Annotated in this window: 12 protein-coding genes; 8 read left to right on the forward strand and 4 right to left on the reverse strand. The window is 65.3% G+C overall.

Annotated elements, in window-relative coordinates; all coding sequences use genetic code 11:
* Nucleotides 1-214 precede the first annotated feature (214 nt).
* Both VIM54_RS04935 and VIM54_RS04940 read left to right on the forward strand, forming a co-directional pair.
* Nucleotides 215-5,713 (forward strand): LamG-like jellyroll fold domain-containing protein, encoded by a 5,499-nt coding sequence (locus VIM54_RS04935; protein WP_331899657.1) that lies wholly within the window; start codon nt 215-217, stop codon nt 5,711-5,713.
* An 8-nt stretch (nt 5,714-5,721) separates the two neighbouring features.
* A complete protein-coding gene (locus tag VIM54_RS04940) occupies nt 5,722-7,209 on the forward strand; it encodes a glycerophosphodiester phosphodiesterase (RefSeq protein WP_331899658.1) in 1,488 nt (495 codons plus the stop codon).
* On the opposite strand, the gene VIM54_RS04945 is transcribed toward VIM54_RS04940, so the two are convergent.
* From VIM54_RS04945 to VIM54_RS04955, 3 genes are read right to left on the reverse strand one after another with little or no spacing between them, the layout of a single operon-like run.
* On the reverse strand, nt 7,158-8,435 hold the full coding sequence (locus tag VIM54_RS04945) for a glycosyltransferase family 4 protein (RefSeq protein WP_331899659.1): 1,278 nt from the start codon (nt 8,433-8,435) through the stop codon (nt 7,158-7,160). The two genes, VIM54_RS04940 and VIM54_RS04945, sit on opposite strands and share 52 nt — an antisense overlap.
* A 20-nt stretch (nt 8,436-8,455) precedes the next feature.
* The gene (locus VIM54_RS04950; RefSeq protein ID WP_331899660.1) at nt 8,456-8,977 is read right to left on the reverse strand and encodes an adenylyltransferase/cytidyltransferase family protein; all 522 of its coding nucleotides are present in this window, start codon (nt 8,975-8,977) and stop codon (nt 8,456-8,458) included.
* Nucleotides 8,978-8,979: 2 nt separating this feature from the next.
* Nucleotides 8,980-10,347, reverse strand: a complete 1,368-nt coding sequence (locus VIM54_RS04955) for a sugar transferase (protein WP_331899661.1) — start codon at nt 10,345-10,347, stop codon at nt 8,980-8,982.
* Between the two features lie 596 nt (nt 10,348-10,943).
* On the opposite strand from VIM54_RS04955, the gene VIM54_RS04960 reads away from it, so the two are divergent.
* The 4 genes from VIM54_RS04960 (at nt 10,944) to VIM54_RS04975 (ending at nt 13,511) form a co-directional block, all read left to right on the forward strand.
* Nucleotides 10,944-11,591 carry a CDP-alcohol phosphatidyltransferase family protein gene (locus VIM54_RS04960; RefSeq protein ID WP_331899662.1) on the forward strand — a complete coding sequence of 216 codons (648 nt, stop codon included), beginning with the start codon at nt 10,944-10,946 and terminating at the stop codon, nt 11,589-11,591.
* Nucleotides 11,592-11,612: 21 nt separating this feature from the next.
* A complete protein-coding gene (locus VIM54_RS04965) occupies nt 11,613-12,089 on the forward strand; it encodes an FHA domain-containing protein (protein ID WP_331899663.1) in 477 nt (158 codons plus the stop codon).
* Nucleotides 12,089-12,790, forward strand: a complete 702-nt coding sequence (locus tag VIM54_RS04970) for a MerR family transcriptional regulator (protein ID WP_331899664.1) — start codon at nt 12,089-12,091, stop codon at nt 12,788-12,790. Before VIM54_RS04965 ends, VIM54_RS04970 begins: the two co-directional genes overlap by 1 nt.
* 172 nt (nt 12,791-12,962) lie before the next feature.
* Nucleotides 12,963-13,511 carry a MerR family transcriptional regulator gene (locus VIM54_RS04975; protein WP_331899665.1) on the forward strand — a complete coding sequence of 183 codons (549 nt, stop codon included), beginning with the start codon at nt 12,963-12,965 and terminating at the stop codon, nt 13,509-13,511.
* A 194-nt stretch (nt 13,512-13,705) separates the two neighbouring features.
* Here the strand turns inward: VIM54_RS04975 and VIM54_RS04980 are convergent, their stop codons facing one another.
* Complete coding sequence (locus tag VIM54_RS04980) at nt 13,706-14,512, reverse strand: ParA family protein (protein ID WP_331899666.1); 807 nt, start codon at nt 14,510-14,512, stop codon at nt 13,706-13,708.
* Between the two features lie 122 nt (nt 14,513-14,634).
* Here VIM54_RS04980 and VIM54_RS04985 point away from each other — a divergent pair, with 122 nt between their 5' ends.
* Nucleotides 14,635-18,039, forward strand: a complete 3,405-nt coding sequence (locus VIM54_RS04985; RefSeq protein ID WP_331899721.1) for a pyruvate carboxylase — start codon at nt 14,635-14,637, stop codon at nt 18,037-18,039.
* A gap of 99 nt (nt 18,040-18,138) precedes the next feature.
* Entirely contained in the window at nt 18,139-19,455 is a 1,317-nt protein-coding gene (locus VIM54_RS04990; protein ID WP_331899667.1) for a MinD/ParA family protein, read from the forward strand.
* Nucleotides 19,456-19,503: the final 48 nt, after the last annotated feature.

A 19,503-nucleotide genomic window follows, 5' to 3' on the forward strand; every position in this document is an offset into this window, starting at 1 on the left:
AGTATGCGGAGCTAGACCCAGGACATTTACGCTTCCCACCCAGAAGTGATCAGGTCCGTGTGCTAGCTACGCTATTCACCTGTTTACCCGCAGCGACAAACCATACCCGTGGCCTCGCTGCTTACCCGAGGGATAAATAGACATGCGCAAGCCTGCCTTCACTTTGTCGACCATTGCGGTCGTCGGCGTATTAGTTCTTTCGAGCTTTTCCGCTGTGCCCGCATCCGCTCTAACGCCAGGCGTCGCATTCAGCGCCGATGACCTGTCGACCTGGCAGACCAATGGCGTCGTCTATGCCACGGGAACGGTCAGCGGGAAGGTTCTCGCTGGCGGAACGTTCTCCCAGATTTCGCCGCCATCCGGCGGAAGCGGAACTACCCAGGCACGCAACGCCCTGGCGGTCTTCAACGCCGAGACCGGAGCTCCCGACTCCTGCCAGTACACCGTCGCTTTCGCGGGCGGCACGCCATCGGTGCGTGCCATCGTCGCGTCCCCCGACGGCAAAACGGTCTATGTCGGCGGAACGTTCACCTCGATCAACGGTGTCGCTGTCGCGCGCCTCGCCGCCCTTGACCCGGTGGCCTGCACGATTAAGGCCCTCCGTACCCCCGCAATCGGCGGCCCCGTCTTGGGCTTGGCTGTGACCGACTCCACCGTATTCCTCGCCGGCCAATTCACCACCGTCGCGAGCCAGGTTCGCGATCGTCTCGCGGCGGTCGATTCGACGACCGGCGCGCTGTTGCCGTGGGCGCCGGATGCCGACGGCATCGCGCGTGCGGTAGCCGTGTCGCCCGACGGCACGAAGGTCGCCGTCGGCGGTGACTTTTACAACGTGAACGGGAACGACTCCCACGCGATCGCCGTCGTCGACTCGACCGTCGGGGCGACAGTGCGGAGTTACCCGGTCGATCGTTTCAACTCCTCGGCAATGACCTACTCCCAGAGCGGCACCGGCGCGGCTCCCAGTGTGCAACAGAACACCGTTGTGAAGGTGATCATCACCGACGCCGCGAGCAATAGCTTCTACGTTGGCAACGAGGGAACCGGTGGAGGTGTCTTCGACGGCCGCACCGCGCTCAGCTGGGACACGCTCGACCAGCGCTGGCGCGACACGTGCCTTGGAGCGACCCAGGCACTCGCGGTCTATCAGGGCACCCTCTACTCCGCCAGCCACGCCCACGACTGCTCGAGCAACAACGCGTTCGGCGACGGCAAGCGCAACTTCTTCATGGCACAGACGACGACCGATGCAAGCATCCTGCAGTGGTTCCCGACCGCAAATGACGGAATCGGCGAAGGTATCGGCCCGCGCGCACTGACGGTCGCAACCGGCGCCACCACCGGCAAGAAGTACCTCTGGTACGGCGGAGAGTTCACCCAGGTGAATGGCCACACGCAGCAGGCCCTCACGCGCTTCGGGCCCGATGACCTCCGTGTTCCTCCGACCCCGGTTATCGCAGCCGAGGCGCTGACCTCAAACTCGGTGCAGGTGCGTTTCCGTACCGTCGTCGATCCGGATGACGGGATTCTCACCTACAACGTCTATCGAAACGGTGGAGCGACTCCGGTCTGGAGCGGAACGGCGAGTTCCTACTGGTGGAGCCGGCCGCAGGTGACCTTCGTCGACACCAACGTGACGCCGGGGACTCTCTACACGTATCGCGTATCGGCAACGGACGGGATCAACACGAGTCCCCTCTCCGGCTCGGTAGGAGCCCGGCCAGTGACCAAGGCGGCGAACTACCCATCGACCGTCATCGCTGACGGCGCAAACCTCTACTGGCGATTCGACGAGACCAGCACTCCGTGGGTGCAAGACAAGTCCGGCGTTGCTGCTCCCGATGTCGCCAAGACGGCCGGCCTCAACGGGCTGTACCAGAACGGAGTCACGCTCAATGCTCCCGGCGCCATCGCCGGGGACTCTGACACCGCAGCGCAGTTCAACGGAACTGACGGTTACGTCTACAGCGACCAGCAGAAGCAGGGGCCGACGACGTACAGCATCGAGACCTGGGTCAAGACCACGACGACGAGCGGTGGAAAGATCATCGGCTACGGCAGCGGCGTACCGAAGACCAACAGCGGCATCGCGAGCCTGAGCGGTAGCTACGACCGCCAGGTTTACATGGACGACTCCGGCCGTCTCACCTTCGGCATCTACAGCGGGGGAGTGTCCGCCATTCGTTCGGCGAACGCGTACAACGACGGAACCTGGCACCACATCGTGGCGACGCAGGGATCAGGGGGCATGAAGCTGTTCGTGGACGGAATCAAGGTCGGCCAGAACTCGGTCTCCGCCAACCAGTCATACGCCGGAAACTGGCACGTGGGCGGTGACAACATGAACGGATGGCCGAACAAGCCCTCGAGCAACTACTTCGCAGGCACGATCGACGACACCGCCGTGTACCCCTCCGTGCTTTCCGCACAGCAGGTGGCAAACCACTACCAGTTGGCCGGCGGCAGCGTCACGGTACCGGTTGCTCCTGCCGACGCTTACGGCGCCAAGGTGTTCTCGCAGAGCCCCGACCTGTACTGGCGACTCGACGAGACGTCCGGCTCCACGGCGAAGGACTCCTCATTCTCCGCTCAGTCCGACGGAACCTACGGCTCCGGCGTAACCCTCTCGCAGGCGGCCGGAATCCAGTCCGGCACGGCAGTCGGGGTGGATGGCAGCCAGAACGGACTCATCTCTACCAAGGTGGCTGCCGGTGCATCCGCCCAGGTCAGTGAAGAGGCGTGGTTCAACACCGGTACGACCTCCGGGGGCAAGATTCTCGGCTTCGAGGACACCGCCACCGGAACGGGTAATAACTACGACAAGCAGATCTACATGACGAACGACGGCCGCCTTATCTACGGCGTCTACGTCGGCGGGGTGAGGTACGCAGAGACATCCGCGAGCTTCAACGACAATCACTGGCACCATGTCGTGGGAACGCTCGGACCAGACGGACTGAAGCTCTATGTCGATGGCGCCCTGGTGGGCTCTGACAGCATCACCGCCAGCCAGTCGTTCGATGGCTACTGGAGGGTCGGCGGAGGCAACCTCAACGGATGGCCCGACCAGCCGTCGAGCTACTTCTTCAACGGACGCCTCGACGAGGTCGCGGTCTACCCGATCCAGCTCACGGCCTCCGATGTTCTGAGCCACTACCAGCTCGGAACCAACCAGGCTCCAGACACCCAGGCGCCGACCACGGTGACCGGGGTCACAGGAACGGCAGCCGGTTCGTCGGCATCCGTCACCTGGACAGCAGCCACGGATAACGTCGCGGTCACCGGTTACTCGCTGTACCGCGGTACGACGGCGGGTTTCACCGCCGATGCCTCGAGCAAGATCGCCGACACCACGACGACGAGCTACTCGGATTCATCGCTCGCGGTCGGCACCTACTATTACAAGGTCATCGCGACGGATGCCGCTGGCAACCTGAGCACCGTGTCCGATGCATCCCCCGCGGTTACGATCGCGGACTCGACGCCGCCGACCACTCCGACTGGTCTGGCGACGACAGTCACCGGCGGGTCGGTGGCGCTCAGCTGGACCGCATCGAGCGACAACGTCGGTGTGACGGGATACTCGGTCCACCGCGGCACGACGGCTGATTTCACGGCAAGTGCCGCGAACAAGCTCGCCAACGTCGCGACCACCTCGTATATCGATTCCAATCTCGACCCCGGCACCTGGTATTACCGCGTCATCGCCCTCGATGCCGCATCGAACGCGAGCACGCCGTCAGACGTCGCGAGCGCCGCAGTGTCGGACTCGATCGCTCCGACCGCTCCGACCGGAGTCTCGGCCACGGCCACGGGAACCTCGGTGGCAGTCGGTTGGACGGCATCGACCGATAACGTCGGCGTCGCGGGCTACTCGGTCTATCGCGGTATGACGAGCAGTTTCACCGTCGACGCTTCAAGTAAGATCGCGGATGTTTCTGGCACGTCATATGCGGATACCGTTTCCGGGGCAGGAACCTTCTACTACCGGGTGACTGCAAGCGACGCGGCAGGCAACGTGAGCGCGGCCTCATCCGCGGCATCCGTGTCGATCCCTGACACGACGGCACCGAGCGTCCCGTCCGGACTGACCGCGTCGGTAGCAGGTTCCACCGCGACCCTCTCGTGGACGGCTTCGTCCGATGACGTCGCTGTGACCGGATACTCGGTCTACCGCGGAGCAACGGCCGACTTCACCGCTGATGCATCCACTCGGATCGGTGGCACGAGCACTCCGTCGTACACCGACTCCGGTCTTGCGGTTGGCACGTACTACTACCGCGTGATCGCCCTCGATGCCGCGTCGAACGCGAGCGCGGCCTCAGGATCGACATCGGTCACCGTGGTCACGCCTCCCGCCCAGCCGACGGTCCTGACAGTCAATCCGACAGAGGACGCGGCTACCTATGGAGCCGCACCGACGAACAACTACGGAACGGACAACCAGCTGTCCTCGCGGGGAACCGGCACCAACTCGCCGATCTCCTCGTACCTGAAGTTCGCCATCCCGGCGGCCCCGGCCGACACCACCCTCACCGGGGCGACGCTTCGGGTGCGTACCTCCACCGATGCAACCGCTGCGTCGGCCGACCCGCACGCGTTCTCGATCGTCACCGGCGCCTGGAGTGCCGCGACGGTGACGTGGAACACCCGGCCCACCGGTGCTGGAGCACAGCTCGGTGTCCTGACCGGGGCGAGCGCGACCAACACCAACTACACGGTGACGCTCGATGCCACCCAGTTGGCTGGACTGGTGGGAACCACGGCCGCCTTCTCGGAGACGAGCGTCGGAAGCGACAATGTGCGGCTGTGGTCGAATGACTCGACGATCGCTGCGTATCGTCCGCTCCTGACGCTGACCTACACGCCGGGAACGGTTCCCCCGCCGGCCCCAGACACCGTGGCGCCGAGCGTTCCGACGGGAGTGACGGCGACGTCGCCCTCCGCCGGTTCGGTGGCAGTCACCTGGACGGCGTCGACCGATAACGTCGGCGTCACCGGCTACACGGTGTACCGCGGTGCTTCTGCCGACTTCACGGCCGACGCCTCCTCGAAGGTGGCCGACGCGACCACGACGTCGATCTCGCAGAGTTCGGTGGCGGCGGGAACCTACTACTACAAGGTGGTCGCGCTCGACGCAGCGGCGAATGCGAGTGCTGCATCCGCCGCCGGCTCGGTGACGGTCGCGCCGGTCGTGACGCCGCCCACGGTTCTCACGGTCAACGCGTCGGAAGATTCGATGGTCTACCAGGTGCTGCCGACGACGAACTTCGGAGCTGACCAGCAGTTGTCCTCTCGGGGTCCGGTCTCCGGAGCGTCGATCGCCTCCTACGTCAAGTTCGCCGTGCCGGTCGCACCGGCGGGATCCTCCCTCACGGGTGCGACCCTTCAGGTGCGCACCTCGACCGATCCGACTGCCGGCTCGGGCGATGCTCATGACGTCTCCGTCGTGACAGGGCCGTGGACCGAGGCGACGGTCACCTGGAACACCCGACCGGTCGGTACCGGCCCGAACCTGGGGACTCTGACCGGAGCGACCGGAGTGAACGCGTTCTACACGGTCACGCTGAGCGCGGTCGAGGTCGCGGCCCTCGCGGGAACAACGGTGACAATGGTCATCAGCAGCACCGGCACCGACAACTTGCGGCTATGGTCGAATAACGCGACCGTGGCGGCCAACCGCCCGGTGCTTTCGCTCACCTATACCTTCTAGTGAGTTAGATGTCCCGTGATGTCAACGGGCGCGGCGCGGCCGAAGGTGACCGCGCCGCGTTCGGCGGTTCGCTGAATCGCCGCCATTTCCTGCTCGCGGGCGCGGGCGCGCTGTTGCTCGCGGCGTGTGGGAAGCTTCCGGAGAATCGCGGCGGCCCGTCGGCTGTTGCGGTATCCACGATCGATTCGCTGATCGGTTCGACACCCTTCTACATCGCGCACAGGGGTTCGGGCGACAATTGGGTGGAACATTCAATGGACGCCTACCAGCACTCGGTGGCAATGGGCGCCAAGGCAATCGAGGTGTCGGTAAACGCAACTTCGGACGGGGTGCTGGTCTGCCACCACGACGTGACCACTAAGCGTCTCGCCGGCAAAGATGTGAACATCGCTGACGTCACCTTCGCGCAACTGTCGCGGATACTCAACTCGTCGACCGATTGGCTCGGCCCCGCCGCAAAACCTCAGCCGATTCCGCGTCTCACCGATGTGCTCGATCGTTACGCCGCAACCCATGTGATCTTCCTCGAGGACAAGCAGGGTACGAACACCCGATCGCTTCTCGACACCATGTCCAAGTATCCGAAGTCGACCGAACACCTTGTCTGGAAGACCTGGGCCGGTGCCAGTCAATATGAGCTCGCGAAGTCCGCCGGGTATCGCACCTGGGGATACTTCACCGACGAGCTGTACGCTCGCGCCGACGAGCTGGGTCCAAAATTCGACTACCTCGGCGTGTATTCAACAGCGGCCGATGCTCAGATCCGGCAGATCGTGGCCTTCGGTAAGCCGGTGATCGGCTGGGAGATCCACTACCGCTCGATGCGCGATCGCATGTCCCGCCTGGGTGTCACGGGAATGATGTGCTCCAACGTTCCCTACGTGACGACGACCACGGCGAGCGCCACCTCCGATGCTTTCGACACCGGGCTTCGCGCGGCGGGGGATTTGCCCTGGACCACCGACCTCGGCACGGCGGTGCAGCCGACCATCGATCAGGCCAAGGGATCCGTGTCACTGGCGTTTGCAGATTTCCAGAGCTATCTGATGGGTTCGATGTGCCCCGTTCCGGAAAAGCGCCACACCCTCGCCTGTGAACTGCGTTGGCCCGAGGCGCTTCCGGACGCAAACGAGCATGTCGGCGTTGCTTTCGGACAGCAGGACGACAGCACTTATCGCGTCAGGATAGCGAGCCCTGTTTCGGGATATCACGTCGTCGTACGGGCGAACGGAATGATCGAACTGTTCAGTCGTGAAGCCGGGTCGATCAACGGGGTGAGGCTCGGTTCCGTCAAGACGGATGCGCCCGTCGTCGGTCAATGGATCCGCCTGCAGATCGAGGTTTCGACCGACCACGTACGCGTCTATCGACTAGACGGCGCGTCCTGGGCTCTCGAGACGACCGCAGTGGTTCCTGCCGGTGGATATTTCTGGTTGTGCAAGAACTATCCCGCCCCGATACCCGTGGAGTTTCGGGCGGTCTCGGTCGCCGCGTGATCGACACCGGTCACCGACGGTGCACACATGCGTGAGACGATCCTTTCGAAGGTCTCGATCGCCGGCCCGGGGGTCAGCAATCGTTCGCTGAAGAGCCGCCCGGCGGAGCCGAGATCGCGGGCGAGCTCCGGGTCTGCAGCCAGTCGTTCCGCTGCCGCGACGAGGGCGCCGGGGGAGTCAGCATCCACGCGGAGGCCGCCGCCGGACAGTTCGAGCTCCTGCGCTGTCACGCTCGAGCTGTCTGTCGCGGCGATGACCGGGAGTCCGCTACTGAAGTAGGACGTGAGCTTGCTCGGCACGGACATCTCTGTCAGCCCGGGACGTTCGTTCACGAGAAGGACGTCCGCGGCCAACAGCGTCGCCATGAACTCGTTCTCGGCCACGGGATCGAGGATATCGAGTTTGGCGTTGCTCCCCATCGCTTCGAGCATCGGTCGCTGGTTGCCATCGCCGAGCAGAACGAACCGAACACGCGACCCGGACGATGAGGCAACCCGTGATGCTTCCACGACATTCTCGAGACCCTGCTTGGCGCCCATGTTGCCGGCGTGGAGCACGATGATGTCGTCGTCTGCCCAACCGTGGGCCGCCCGCACATCGGATCGAGACGAATGGGGGGTGGTGTCGAGGTGAGACCAGTTGCGCACGACTTCGACTCGACCTGCCTCGAGCCCGAGGTCTTCGACCAGATAACGTTTGAACCTCTCATGGATGACGACGACGGAATCTGCAGACCGAAGAACTGCTCGCTCGATTAGGCGGAGCACCTTGCCGGCGAACCGGCCCCCTGTGCCGCTCTCCGAGACTCCGAGGGAGTAGATGTCTTGCACCCAGATGCTCGCCGGGGTTCGCGTCAATTTCGCCTTCAGCATCCCCAGCGCCACAGAGAAGAGAGCGGGACTCACGAAAAGCAGTGCGTCAGGTCGGCGCCAGCGTGCTAGCAGGGACTTCAGGCCGAAGTCGACTTCCATCAGCATGCGGTTGGCGAGTCGAGGTTCGGCGGGAACGAATTGACGCACGCGGTGAACAGTCACGCCCTTTTCGCGGTCGGTGCGCGAACGGCCTTCGTAGCCCGGGTACACCTTCCACTGCGGGTAGTGCGGATAGCCGACGATGGCGTAGATCTGGGATCCGCGATCGGCAAGACCTTCAGCGAGACCAGCGGTGTACACGGCGATCCCGGTCGGTTCCGGGGAGTAGTTGAGCCCGACGATGGTGAGCTTCATGAGCGGAGTCGGCGAAACGCCTATCCCTCGTTCCGCACCAGGGCGGACTCATCGGTTTTGTTCGAGGCGGAGCCGGCTGAACGGTCATTCAGGGCGCGGAGAGCGCGGCGAAGCACCGTGCTCGACGTGGCGACGGTGTATGGAAAGTAGACGACCTCCACCCCGACTTCGGCGAAGGCCTTCTCCAACCGGATGCCCTTCTCTGAGCCCTTCCAGTCGTCGCCCTTGAAGTAGATGTCGAATGGCCGCGCGCGCCAAGTCGCGAGCTTGTCGAGTTCCACTTCCGCGATCACCTCGTTGACGAAATCGATATGACTGACGATCTCGAGGCGCTCGGCGAGTGGGACCACCGGCCGCGCGCCCTTGGTCTGCTCGAGCATGTCATCCGACACCACTCCGGCGATCAGGTAGTCACACTGGCTCTTGGCATGACGCAGGATGTTGAGATGTCCGACGTGGAACAGGTCGAACGCTCCACCCGCATACCCGATGCGGGGACGGTCCGCGGTGGTGGCGTTCGTCGTTGCAGGGGTTGTTTCCATTCTCAGTACGCCCCTATCGGGTTGACGAGCACGCGGAATGTTCTCCAGATGATCACGAGATCACCGATGAGGGACCAGTTCTCCACGTAGTAGAGGTCCAGGCGCACGCTCTCGTCCCAGTCGAGGTTCGAACGCCCGTTGACCTGCCACATGCCGGTGAGACCCGGTCTGATGTAGAGGCGACGGTGGACTCGGTCGTCGTAGTTCTGCACCTCTCGCATGAGGGGTGGACGAGGCCCGACGAGGCTCATTTCACCGACGAAGATGTTCCACAACTGGGGCAACTCGTCGAGGGAGTACTTGCGAAGGATCCGGCCGGTGCGAGTGATGCGCGGATCATGCTTCAGTTTGAAGAGAACCCCGGCACCCTCATTCTGATCGAGGAGTCCGGCGAGATCGTCTTCCGCGGTCTGCACCATTGACCGGAATTTGAGCATGGAGAACGTTCGCCCGTCTTTTCCGACCCGTTCCTGATGGAAGAGGACCGGACCTTCGCTGTCGCGCCGGATAAGCAGGGCGATCACGAGCATCAGAGGGGACAGGAACAGTAGGGCCGTGCCCGATGCCGCAACGTCGAAAGCACGCTTGAGCAAGTGCTTGCCCCCTGCGTAGTGCGGGAGCTCCACATGCATCAGAGGCAGACCTTCGACGGGACGGAAGTGGATGCGCGGACCGGCAACATTGGTGAGTCGCGACGCGACCACGAGTTCGGCGCCGGTGCCCTCCAAGTCCCAACCGAGGTCGCGGATGAAGTGATCGTCGTCTCCGGGATGGCCGGCGACGATGACGGCGTCGACGTGAAGCTCACCGGCTACTCGCGCGACCGAGTGGAGATCGGACACGATTGCGACGGTACGCGAGTCGACGGTGATCGTGTCGCGGCCGTCGATGTCAACAGCGGCGCCGATCACCTGGTAGACCGATACCGCCTTCTTCTCTATTTGGCCGATGACGTACTCGACGTCACTCGTCTTGCCCACGACGATCGCCCGAGAAACAAACTGGCCGCGAGTTCGCTGCCGAACGAGCCATCTGCGCCACAGCCAGCGGTTGACCAGGAGGCCGAAGAGGCCGAATGGCAGGGCGAGGACGAAGAACCCACGAGCGACTCTCAAATCGAGCACCGAGAGGGTGATCGCCAGGAGACCGAACGAGAGCACGCTCGCGCTTACAACGTTGCGGTACTCGGCCACCCCGATGCCGAGCAGCCTCGGGTTTCGAGTGTGCATGGCGCACAGCGCGATGGCCCAGGTGATGAAGATGACGGCCGCGAGCATCCAGTAGGCCGCTGCGAACTCAGGGAGGTGGGCCGCATCGCCATCCCACCAGAATCGCGTTGCGAAGGCGCCGACCACTGCGACAAGGATCACGGAGAGATCAGTAGAGACGAGCCTGGTGCGATACCGGCTCGCCCAAGTGGGTGCGCCAGGCGACACCGGGGCAACTGCCGGATCGATGGTTGGGAGGGTCTCTTCGACGAGATGGAGCGCTGGGCGCTCGTGTCGCAATCTCGAAGGCTGGGGCAGAGCCGAACGGCGGACCTCGCTCATGAGATCTCGCAGCATGAGCCGGCATTGCGCCTCGCCAAGCGGACTCGCGCACGCTTCGCGATGGGAAGGGGGAAATGCACATCGGGTTGATGCATTATATTCGCCTGCGTTTCGGGTAAACAGGTGTTCGATACAGGGTTCGCACTGAGCTGCGCTCCGGCGCTTGGGTTAGCGCCTGGCAAGCTGATTTGCGTAGCCTGGAGTGCGTACTGAATCGTTTGGGATTTTGCTGGGTCGCGCTCGGTCGTGCTACCACTCGGGTAGAAGTGGCATCGCGGGTGGGTGCCCGATTGATCTAGATATCCTATAACAGGTCGAGGTGAACTCTTGCCCCTCCTTTGGGGGCCAAACGGTGAATTTCGTGTTCTCTTATTCCCGATGCGTGCAGCTCGATTCGCCTCAGTTAGGCTCGGGGGGTGGAGCCCGAGCAGAATCACCCCGAATACTCGACGTTCTCGCAGGTGCCGCCGGTGAGTTCCCGGATCTTCACGATCCCGAACATCCTGAGCTTCCTCCGGCTGCTGCTCGTGCCGGTCTTCCTCGTGCTCATCGTGCTCGCGCAGGACGGCTACGCGTTGCTCGTGCTCGTGGTCTCGAGTATCACCGACTACCTCGACGGCATCCTCGCGCGGCGACTCAACCAGGTCTCCCGGCTCGGTCAGCTCCTCGATCCGGCCGCCGATCGGTTGTTCATCTTCGCCGCGCTCATCGGCCTCGCCGTGCGCGGGGTGATCCCGTGGTGGCTCGTCGCGATCATCGTCGGCCGCGATGTGATGCTGCTCGCCCTCGGCATCACCCTCGCGAATTTCGGCTATGGGCCCCTGCCGGTGCATCACCTGGGAAAGGTGGCCACGTTCTGCCTCTTCTACGCCCTGCCCATCCTGATGATCGGCCAGGCCTTCCCCGCCGCCGCGTGGGTCACCGCGCCGGTCGGCTGGGCCTTCGCCCTGTGGGGTGCTTTCCTCTACTGGTGGGCCGGCTTCATCTACCTCGCAGAGACGGTGCGATTGGTCAGAATTCCCCGTGTAGACGCGCAGTCCGAATCCGATACGCTTGGGCGCTAAGGAAAGCAAGGGAGGTTCGACATGGGTGATTCCGGAAACCAGGATCACAATGACGAGAACCGGCCTCGCGAGGACGACACAACCCTCCACTTGACCAGTGATTTCGAGGCGCAGCTTGCGGCGCTCGAGGGAGAGGTTTCGCCGGAGGAACAGCGGGCCATCACGGCCCTGCCGTCCGGTTCAGCGTTGTTGGTAGTTCGTCGGGGGCCGAACGTGGGGGCACGTTTTTTGCTGGATTCGGATGTGACCACCGCCGGTCGCCATCCGAATGCGGATATTTTTCTCGATGACGTCACGGTCTCGCGTAGACACACCGAGTTCTTGAGGCACGGGACGACTTTCGAGATCAGGGATCTCGGGTCGCTCAACGGTACATACTTCGACGGCGTGCGCATCGACACGGCGCTTCTCAGCGACGGGGCGGAGGTGCAGGTGGGCAAGTTCCGCCTCACCTTCTACGCGTCCCGAGTGGATCTCGCGCACCTGGCGAGCAAGTAGTGGCGCGGTCGTCCGCCCAGGCTCGCGAGCCTGGGGCGCCGACGCTTCTCAGTATCGGGCAGGTTCTTGCCCGGCTCACGGCCGAATTCCCCGACCTGACGCCGTCGAAACTGCGATTTCTCGAGGAACGCCAGCTGATCTGCCCGGCGCGCACCGAGTCCGGCTACCGCAAGTTCTCCCCGTTCGACCTCGACCGACTGCGGTTCGTGCTCACCATGCAGCGCGACCACTACCTGCCGCTCAAGGTCATCAGGGGCTACCTGGACGATCTGGATGCCGGACGGGCACCCGAGTTGCCCGGCGGGTCCACATTCGCGTCACCGTCCATCCTGTCGACGGAGAGACGGTTCCAGCGCGACGAGCTCGTGCGTGAGGCCGGCGCGACCCCGCAACTGCTGAACGACGCCGTGTCGTCGTCGCTGATCGCTGCGACCGACCTCTACGGCGAGGAGGCCCTCGCGGTGCTGCGGTCCCTGGTGGAGCTGCAGCGCTCCGGGATCGAGCCGCGGCACCTGCGCGGATTTCGAGCAGCGGCCGAGCGGGAGCTCGGACTCATCGAGAGCGCGCTCATTCCCGTCGCACGACGGAAAGACGCGTCGAGCCGGGCCAAGGCGGGCGAACTCGCGCGTGAGATCGCCGGTCAGCTCGAGATTGTGCGCAGCAGCCTGATTCGCTCGGCGCTCTCGAGGCTCGACCCCTAAACTGGAATTCCTTGGGAACGACGGTGTAACCCGCGGGTCCGCACCGACACGCCGATGACGTTCTTGGCCAATGTCACCGATCCGGGTGAACCCATCGGTAACGTGGAACAAGACAGAAGTATCAACCACTCCTTGAATGTTGAGGATGGTCGACAAGGCGGAAGGCAGTCAGATGAGCGAGCCAAACACACGGAACGAGGATTCTCGTTACGACCTCGGTTTGCTCTTCACCGACGGTCTTCCCGACCTCGATGGCTCTGCCGGTTATCGCGGCGCCGTCGCGGCACGCGCCGCCGGCATCAGCTACCGCCAGCTGGACTACTGGGCTCGCACCGAACTCGTCGAGCCGACGGTGCGGGGCGCGGCCGGATCCGGCTCGCAGCGCCTCTACGGCTTCCGCGACATCCTCGTGCTCAAGCTCGTCAAGCGACTGCTCGACACCGGAATCTCGCTGCAGCAGATCCGCACGGCCGTCAATCAGCTGCGCGAGTCCGGCGTGAACGACCTCGCCCAGACGACGCTCATGAGCGACGGGGCGAGCGTGTACCTGTGCACCTCGAACGACGAGGTCATCGACCTCGTAAGCCGCGGCCAGGGCGTCTTCGGCATTGCCGTCGGCAAGGTTCTGCGCGAGGTGGAGAACTCCCTCGTCGAACTCGACTCCGAGCGCCCGGACGTCACGGACGAACTCGCCGCTCGCCGCTCCATCAAGGCCTCCTAGCCCCGGTCCTCGCGCCTCGGCCGGCCGGCCCCTCGCCTGCCAGCCGAAAACGCAGGAGATTCGCCACGAACTAGGTCCACTTGCGCCACAGGAGGCGGTTTGGTGGCGAATGTCCTGCGTTTTCGGCTCGAGTAGGGGGACGGATGCTCCTGGTCCGGTGAAACCCGGATCCGGAACTCGGACCCGGTCCTGGGCTACGCGGTTACGGCGTATTCGCCGATCTTGGCGGTGCGGAGCACGCGGTCCAGCAGCAGGTCGAAGTTGTGCGCCATCTCCTGGGCACTCTCGCCCGGCCAGACGTGCAGCGGCTTGGCCGCGCCCTGGGCCTGCTGCAGCGAGGTGCGCTCCGGCAACTGCGGGCTGAGAACGAGGGGCCCGAACATGTCCCGCAGTTCCTTGATTCGGAACTGGTGCTCGAGCGACTGCACGCGGGCGCGGTTCACGATGATGCCCAGGGGCTGCAGGCGGGGGGAGAGGCCGCGGCGAATCTCCTCGATCGCGCGGAGGGCGCGGTCGGCGGCCGCCACGGAGAACAGGCCAGGCTCGGTCACCACGGTGACCCGGTCCGACGCCGCCCAGGCGGTGCGGGTGAGGGCGTTGAGCGATGGTGCGCAGTCGATGAGCACGAGGTCGTAGTCGGCTTCCACGTTCGAGAGCGCTTCCTCGAGCTTCCAGATGTCGCGGATGCTCGGGTGCGGTCCGTCGAAGTTGATGGCGGCCGGGCTGCCGATCATCACATCGATCTTGCCGGCGCGACCCTTCGTCCATCCGCTCGGTGCGATCGCGGCGCGCACGATCTTCTCCTTGGGCGACGCGAGAACGTCCGCGACGTTGAGGTGGCCGGCGACATTGATGTCCATACCGGTCGACACATCGGATTGGGGGTCGAGATCGACGACGAGGGTTCGGAGACCTTTCGAAAACGCTGCGGAAGCGAGTCCGAGCGTCACCGTGGTCTTGCCGACCCCGCCCTTGAGGGAGCTGACGCTGAGTACATGCACAAGTAGAGACGATACCTTCACTAGTCTTAAAGAACCTAAATGTTGGCGTGGCGGAGTGGCAGTGTACCGGCGGGTCGCGTGCGATCCTGAAATTCTGCTGACTCGTGTTCCGGAAGGACCAGATGTTCAAGAAGATCCTCGTTGCCAACCGTGGCGAAATCGCAATCAGGGCCTTCCGTGCCGCGTACGAGCTGGGAGCGCAGACCGTGGCGGTCTTCCCATACGAGGACCGCAATTCGATGCACCGGCTGAAGGCGGACGAGGCGTACCAGATCGGCCAGCCCGGGCATCCCGTGCGTGCCTATCTCGACGTCTCGGAGATCATCCGGGTGGCGAAGGAGTGCGGGGCAGATGCGATCTACCCCGGCTACGGCTTCCTCTCCGAGAACCCCGAGCTTGCCGAGGCCGCGGCAGCGGCCGGCATCACCTTCATCGGCCCAGGCCAGCACGTGCTCGAGATGGCCGGCAACAAGGTCACTGCCAAGGAACACGCGATCTCCGCCGGGGTGCCGGTGCTCAAGTCCACGCCAGCCTCGAGCGACGTGGACGAGCTGCTTGCCGGCGCAGACGCGATCGGCTTTCCGATCTTCGCGAAGGCCGTCGCGGGCGGTGGCGGCCGGGGGATGCGGCGGGTCGAGCGCAAGCAGGACCTGAAGGCGGCGCTCGTCGAGGCGATGCGCGAGGCGGACAGCGCCTTCGGCGACCCGACGATGTTCCTCGAGCAGGCCGTGGTGCGCCCGCGCCACATCGAGGTTCAGATCCTGGCCGACGCCACCGGGGAGACCGTGCACCTCTTCGAGCGCGACTGCTCCGTGCAGCGCCGTCACCAGAAGGTGATCGAGATCGCCCCGGCCCCCAACCTCGACGAGAACGTGCGGCAGGCCATGTACCGCGACGCGATCGCGTTCGCCAGGTCGATCGGCTACGTCAACGCCGGCACCGTCGAGTTCCTGCTCGACACGGCGGGGGAGCGCAAGGGCCAGCACGTCTTCATCGAAATGAACCCGCGCATCCAGGTGGAGCACACCGTGACCGAGGAGGTCACCGACGTCGACCTCGTGCAGTCGCAGATGCGGATCGCCTTCGGCCAGACGCTGCAGGAGCTCGGTCTCGGCCAGGACAGCATCCGCCTGCGCGGCGCGGCGCTGCAGTGCCGCATCACCACGGAGGACCCGGCGGCCGGGTTCCGCCCGGACACCGGCAAGATCACCACCTACCGTTCGCCGGGCGGTGGCGGCATCCGCCTCGACGGCGGCACCATCGACCCTGGCACCCAGATCAGCCCGCACTTCGATTCGATGCTCGTGAAGATGACCTGCCGCGGCCGCGACTTCCCGGCCGCCGTCGCCCGCGCCAAACGCGGCCTCGCTGAGTTCCGCATTCGCGGGGTGTCCACCAACATCCCGTTCCTGCAGGCCGTGCTCGACGACCCGTCGTTCGTCGCGGGGGATCTCAGCACCGCCTTCATCGAGGAGCGCCCCGAGCTTTTCCTCACCCACCAGTCGAAGGACCGCGGCACGAAGATCCTCAACTGGCTCGCAGATGTCACGGTCAACCACCCGAACGGCGACGGGGCCGGCATCATCAGCCCGGCGATCAAGCTGCCGTCGCTCGACCTCTCGGCGCCCGCTCCGGCCGGGTCGCGGCAGCGCCTGCTCGAGCTCGGACCGGTCGGCTTCGCGTCTGCCCTGCGCGCCCAGACCGCTCTTGCCGTCACCGAGACCACCTTCCGCGACGCCCACCAGTCCCTGCTCGCCACCCGCGTGCGCACCAAGGATCTGCTCGCCGTCGCCCCGTATGTGGCGCGGATGACGCCCGAGCTCCTCTCCGTCGAGGCGTGGGGCGGAGCGACCTACGACGTCGCGCTGCGCTTCCTGGGCGAGGACCCGTGGGACCGGCTCGCCTCTCTGCGTGAGGCCCTGCCGAACGTGGCGATCCAGATGCTGCTGCGCGGCCGCAACACCGTGGGCTACACCCCGTACCCCACGGAGGTGACCGACGCGTTCGTGCGCGAGGCGGCATCCACTGGCGTCGACATCTTCCGCATCTTCGACGCGCTCAACGACGTGTCGCAGATGCGGCCGGCCATCGACTCCGTTCTCGCGACCGGGAGCGCCGTCGCCGAGGTAGCGCTCTGCTACACGGGCGACCTGCTCGACCCGGCCGAGACGCTCTATACCCTCGACTACTACTTGAGGCTTGCCGACCAGATGGTGGAGGCCGGGGCGCACATCCTCGCCATCAAGGACATGGCCGGCCTGCTGCGCGCCGGTGCGGCCGAGAAGCTCGTCGCGGCGCTCCGGGAACGCTTCGACCTGCCCGTGCACGTGCACACCCACGACACCGCCGGCGGCCAGCTCGCGACGCTGCTCGCGGCGAGCCGCGCCGGGGCGGATGCCGTGGATGTCGCGAGCGCGCCCATGGCGGGAACCACCAGCCAGCCGTCGGCGTCGGCGCTCATCGCGGCTCTCGCCCACACCGACCGGGACACCGGGCTGTCGCTCAGGGCGGTCTCCGACCTCGAGCCGTACTGGGAGGCCGTGCGTCACGCATACAAGCCGTTCGAGTCCGGCCTGCCCGGCCCGACCGGCCGCGTGTACCGGCACGAGATCCCCGGCGGCCAGCTCTCGAACCTTCGCCAGCAGGCCATCGCTCTCGGGCTCGCCGACCAGTTCGAGAAGATCGAGGACCTCTACGCCGCCGCGAACCAGATCCTCGGCCGGCCGCCCAAGGTCACGCCGTCCTCGAAGGTGGTCGGCGACCTCGCGTTGTCCCTCGCCGCGGCCAACGCCGATCCACGGGACTTCGAGGAGAACCCGGACAAGTACGACATCCCCGACTCGGTGATCGGCTTCATGGCCGGGGAACTCGGCGACCTGCCGGGTGGCTGGCCGGAGCCGTTCCGCACCAAGGTGCTCGCGGGGCGCAAGGTGAAGATCGGCGTCGAGGAGATCTCCGACGCCGCCCGCGCCGGGCTCGCCGGCGACGCCACATCTCGGCGGGCGACCCTCAACCGGCTGCTCTTCCCCGGGCCCACCAAGCAGTTCGAAGACGTGCGGGAGCTCTACGGCGACCTGTCGGTGGTCGACACCGTCGACTACCTCTACGGTCTGCACCAGGGCACGGAGCACGCGATCCACATCGATCGAGGCGTGAGCCTCTTCGTGGGGCTCGAGGCGATCGGCGAAGCCGACGACAAGGGCATGCGCACCGTGATGACGATCCTGAACGGACAATTGCGTCCCGTCTTCGTTCGGGATCGGGGAATCACCGTCGAAAGCAAGGCGGCGGAGAAGGCGGATCCGGCCCGACCGGGCCAGGTCGCCGCCCCGTTCTCGGGAGTCGTCACCCTGCAGGTAGCCGAGGGTGACGCGGTCGAGGCCGGGCAGGCCGTGGCCTCGATCGAGGCGATGAAGATGGAGGCGGCGATCACCACGCCGGTCGGCGGAATAGTGCGCCGCCTTGCCGTTCCGAAGACCCAACAGGTGGACGCCGGCGACCTTCTGCTGGAGGTGACGACCGCCTGACGCGGCCTCCCGGTCCACACCCGGAACGGCCGCGCCCCCGGGTGGGGCTGGCGTGAGGGTAAAATAAGGGGTTCTCTAGTAGCGAAGGGCGGTGTTGTCATGACAACTAAACGCGATGAGTCGGACGACTGCGAGGCAAGCCTCGGCGCCGACAACGCTGCTTCCGTCGACCTGATCGACTCTCCAGCGCGTGACATCGCGTCGCAACTGCCGGAGAGTCTCACGATCGAGGTGAGCCTTCCGACCACGATCCACGCCGCGCCGGAAGACGAGCTCGCCGTCGCGATCGTGGAGGTTCCGGTGAATCCGGGAGCCATCGAGACCGCCGAGCCGTCGACGATGTCCATCACCGTCGTGCCGCCGAAGGTGGTGGAGAAGAAGCCGGAAGCGCCGGTGATTCCCGAACTCCCCGCCGGCGACGATCGGGGCTCGACGCGCCGCGGTCGGATGCGCGGGGAGGTGTCCACCTCGCCCGAGGCGGCATCCATGCTTACCCCGGACCGCCTCATCGACCGCAAGCGCCGGTTGCGCGGCCGGCCGGAGGGCGGCTGGAACGCCTTCGTCTATGCCGTCACCCTCCATCTCGTGAACCTCGGCGACTCGCCCAAGGTGATCGCCCGCAAGGCGGTCGAGGCTCGCATCGACAAGAGGTTCGAGGGCGGGGCCCGATTCATCCCGGTGCTCACCCGCAAGGGCGGTGTCGGCAAGACCACCATCACGGCACTCCTCGGCATGGCCCTGGCCGAGACCCGCGAGGACCGCATCATCGCGATCGACGCCAACCCCGACCGAGGCACCCTCTCCGAGCGGGTCAACAAGCAGACCCGGTCGACCGTGCGGGATGTCGTGACGATGGCCCCGACGATCACGAGCTTCAACGACTTCACCACCATGGTGTCCAGGGACGAGACCCGGCTCGACATCCTCGCCTCCGACACCGACCCGCTGCTCTCCGAGGCGTTCGACGAGAACGACTACAACGTGGTGGCCGATCTCGCTGCCCGGTTCTACTCGATCGTGCTCACCGACTGCGGTACCGGCATCGTGCACTCGGTGATGCGAGCCACGCTGCAGCGTGCGGACTCGGTCGTGATCGTCTCCGGCGGGAGCGTGGACGAGGCGCGCCTCGCCTCCGAGACCCTCACCTGGCTGGAGGCCAACGGCTACGGCGACCTTGTGCGCAACGCGATCGTCGCGCTCAACACCGCAACACAGGGCACCAACCTCGTCAAGCTCGAGGAGATTGAGGCGCACTTCAAGTCGCGCGTGCGTGAGATCGTGCGGATTCCGTACGATCCGCAGCTCGCCGCCGGTTCGGTGATCAACTACAAGGACCTGAAGCCCCTCACGAGGGCCTCGGCGCTCGAGCTCGCGGCGCTCGTGACGGACGGTCTGCCCTCCCATCAGGGTGGCTGACCGCTCCGCGCCGTCGGCGTGGCGGTTCGACCTCGCGGTCGCCGGCGG

Origin of the sequence: Lacisediminihabitans sp. (assembly GCF_036569425.1) — a bacterium.
In the GTDB taxonomy this organism is placed as follows: domain Bacteria; phylum Actinomycetota; class Actinomycetes; order Actinomycetales; family Microbacteriaceae; genus Lacisediminihabitans.

Excerpts from the sequence above, each read along its gene's own strand:
- VIM54_RS04990 (WP_331899667.1), top strand. The coding sequence starts at position 18,139 with ATGACAACTAAACGCGATGAGTCGGACGACTGCGAGGCAAGCCTCGGC.
- VIM54_RS04950 (WP_331899660.1), bottom strand. The coding sequence starts at position 8,977 with ATGGAAACAACCCCTGCAACGACGAACGCCACCACCGCGGACCGTCCC.
- VIM54_RS04945 (WP_331899659.1), bottom strand. The coding sequence starts at position 8,435 with ATGAAGCTCACCATCGTCGGGCTCAACTACTCCCCGGAACCGACCGGG.
- VIM54_RS04940 (WP_331899658.1), top strand. The coding sequence starts at position 5,722 with ATGTCCCGTGATGTCAACGGGCGCGGCGCGGCCGAAGGTGACCGCGCC.
- VIM54_RS04965 (WP_331899663.1), top strand. The coding sequence starts at position 11,613 with ATGGGTGATTCCGGAAACCAGGATCACAATGACGAGAACCGGCCTCGC.
- VIM54_RS04985 (WP_331899721.1), top strand. The coding sequence starts at position 14,635 with ATGTTCAAGAAGATCCTCGTTGCCAACCGTGGCGAAATCGCAATCAGG.
- VIM54_RS04975 (WP_331899665.1), top strand. The coding sequence starts at position 12,963 with ATGAGCGAGCCAAACACACGGAACGAGGATTCTCGTTACGACCTCGGT.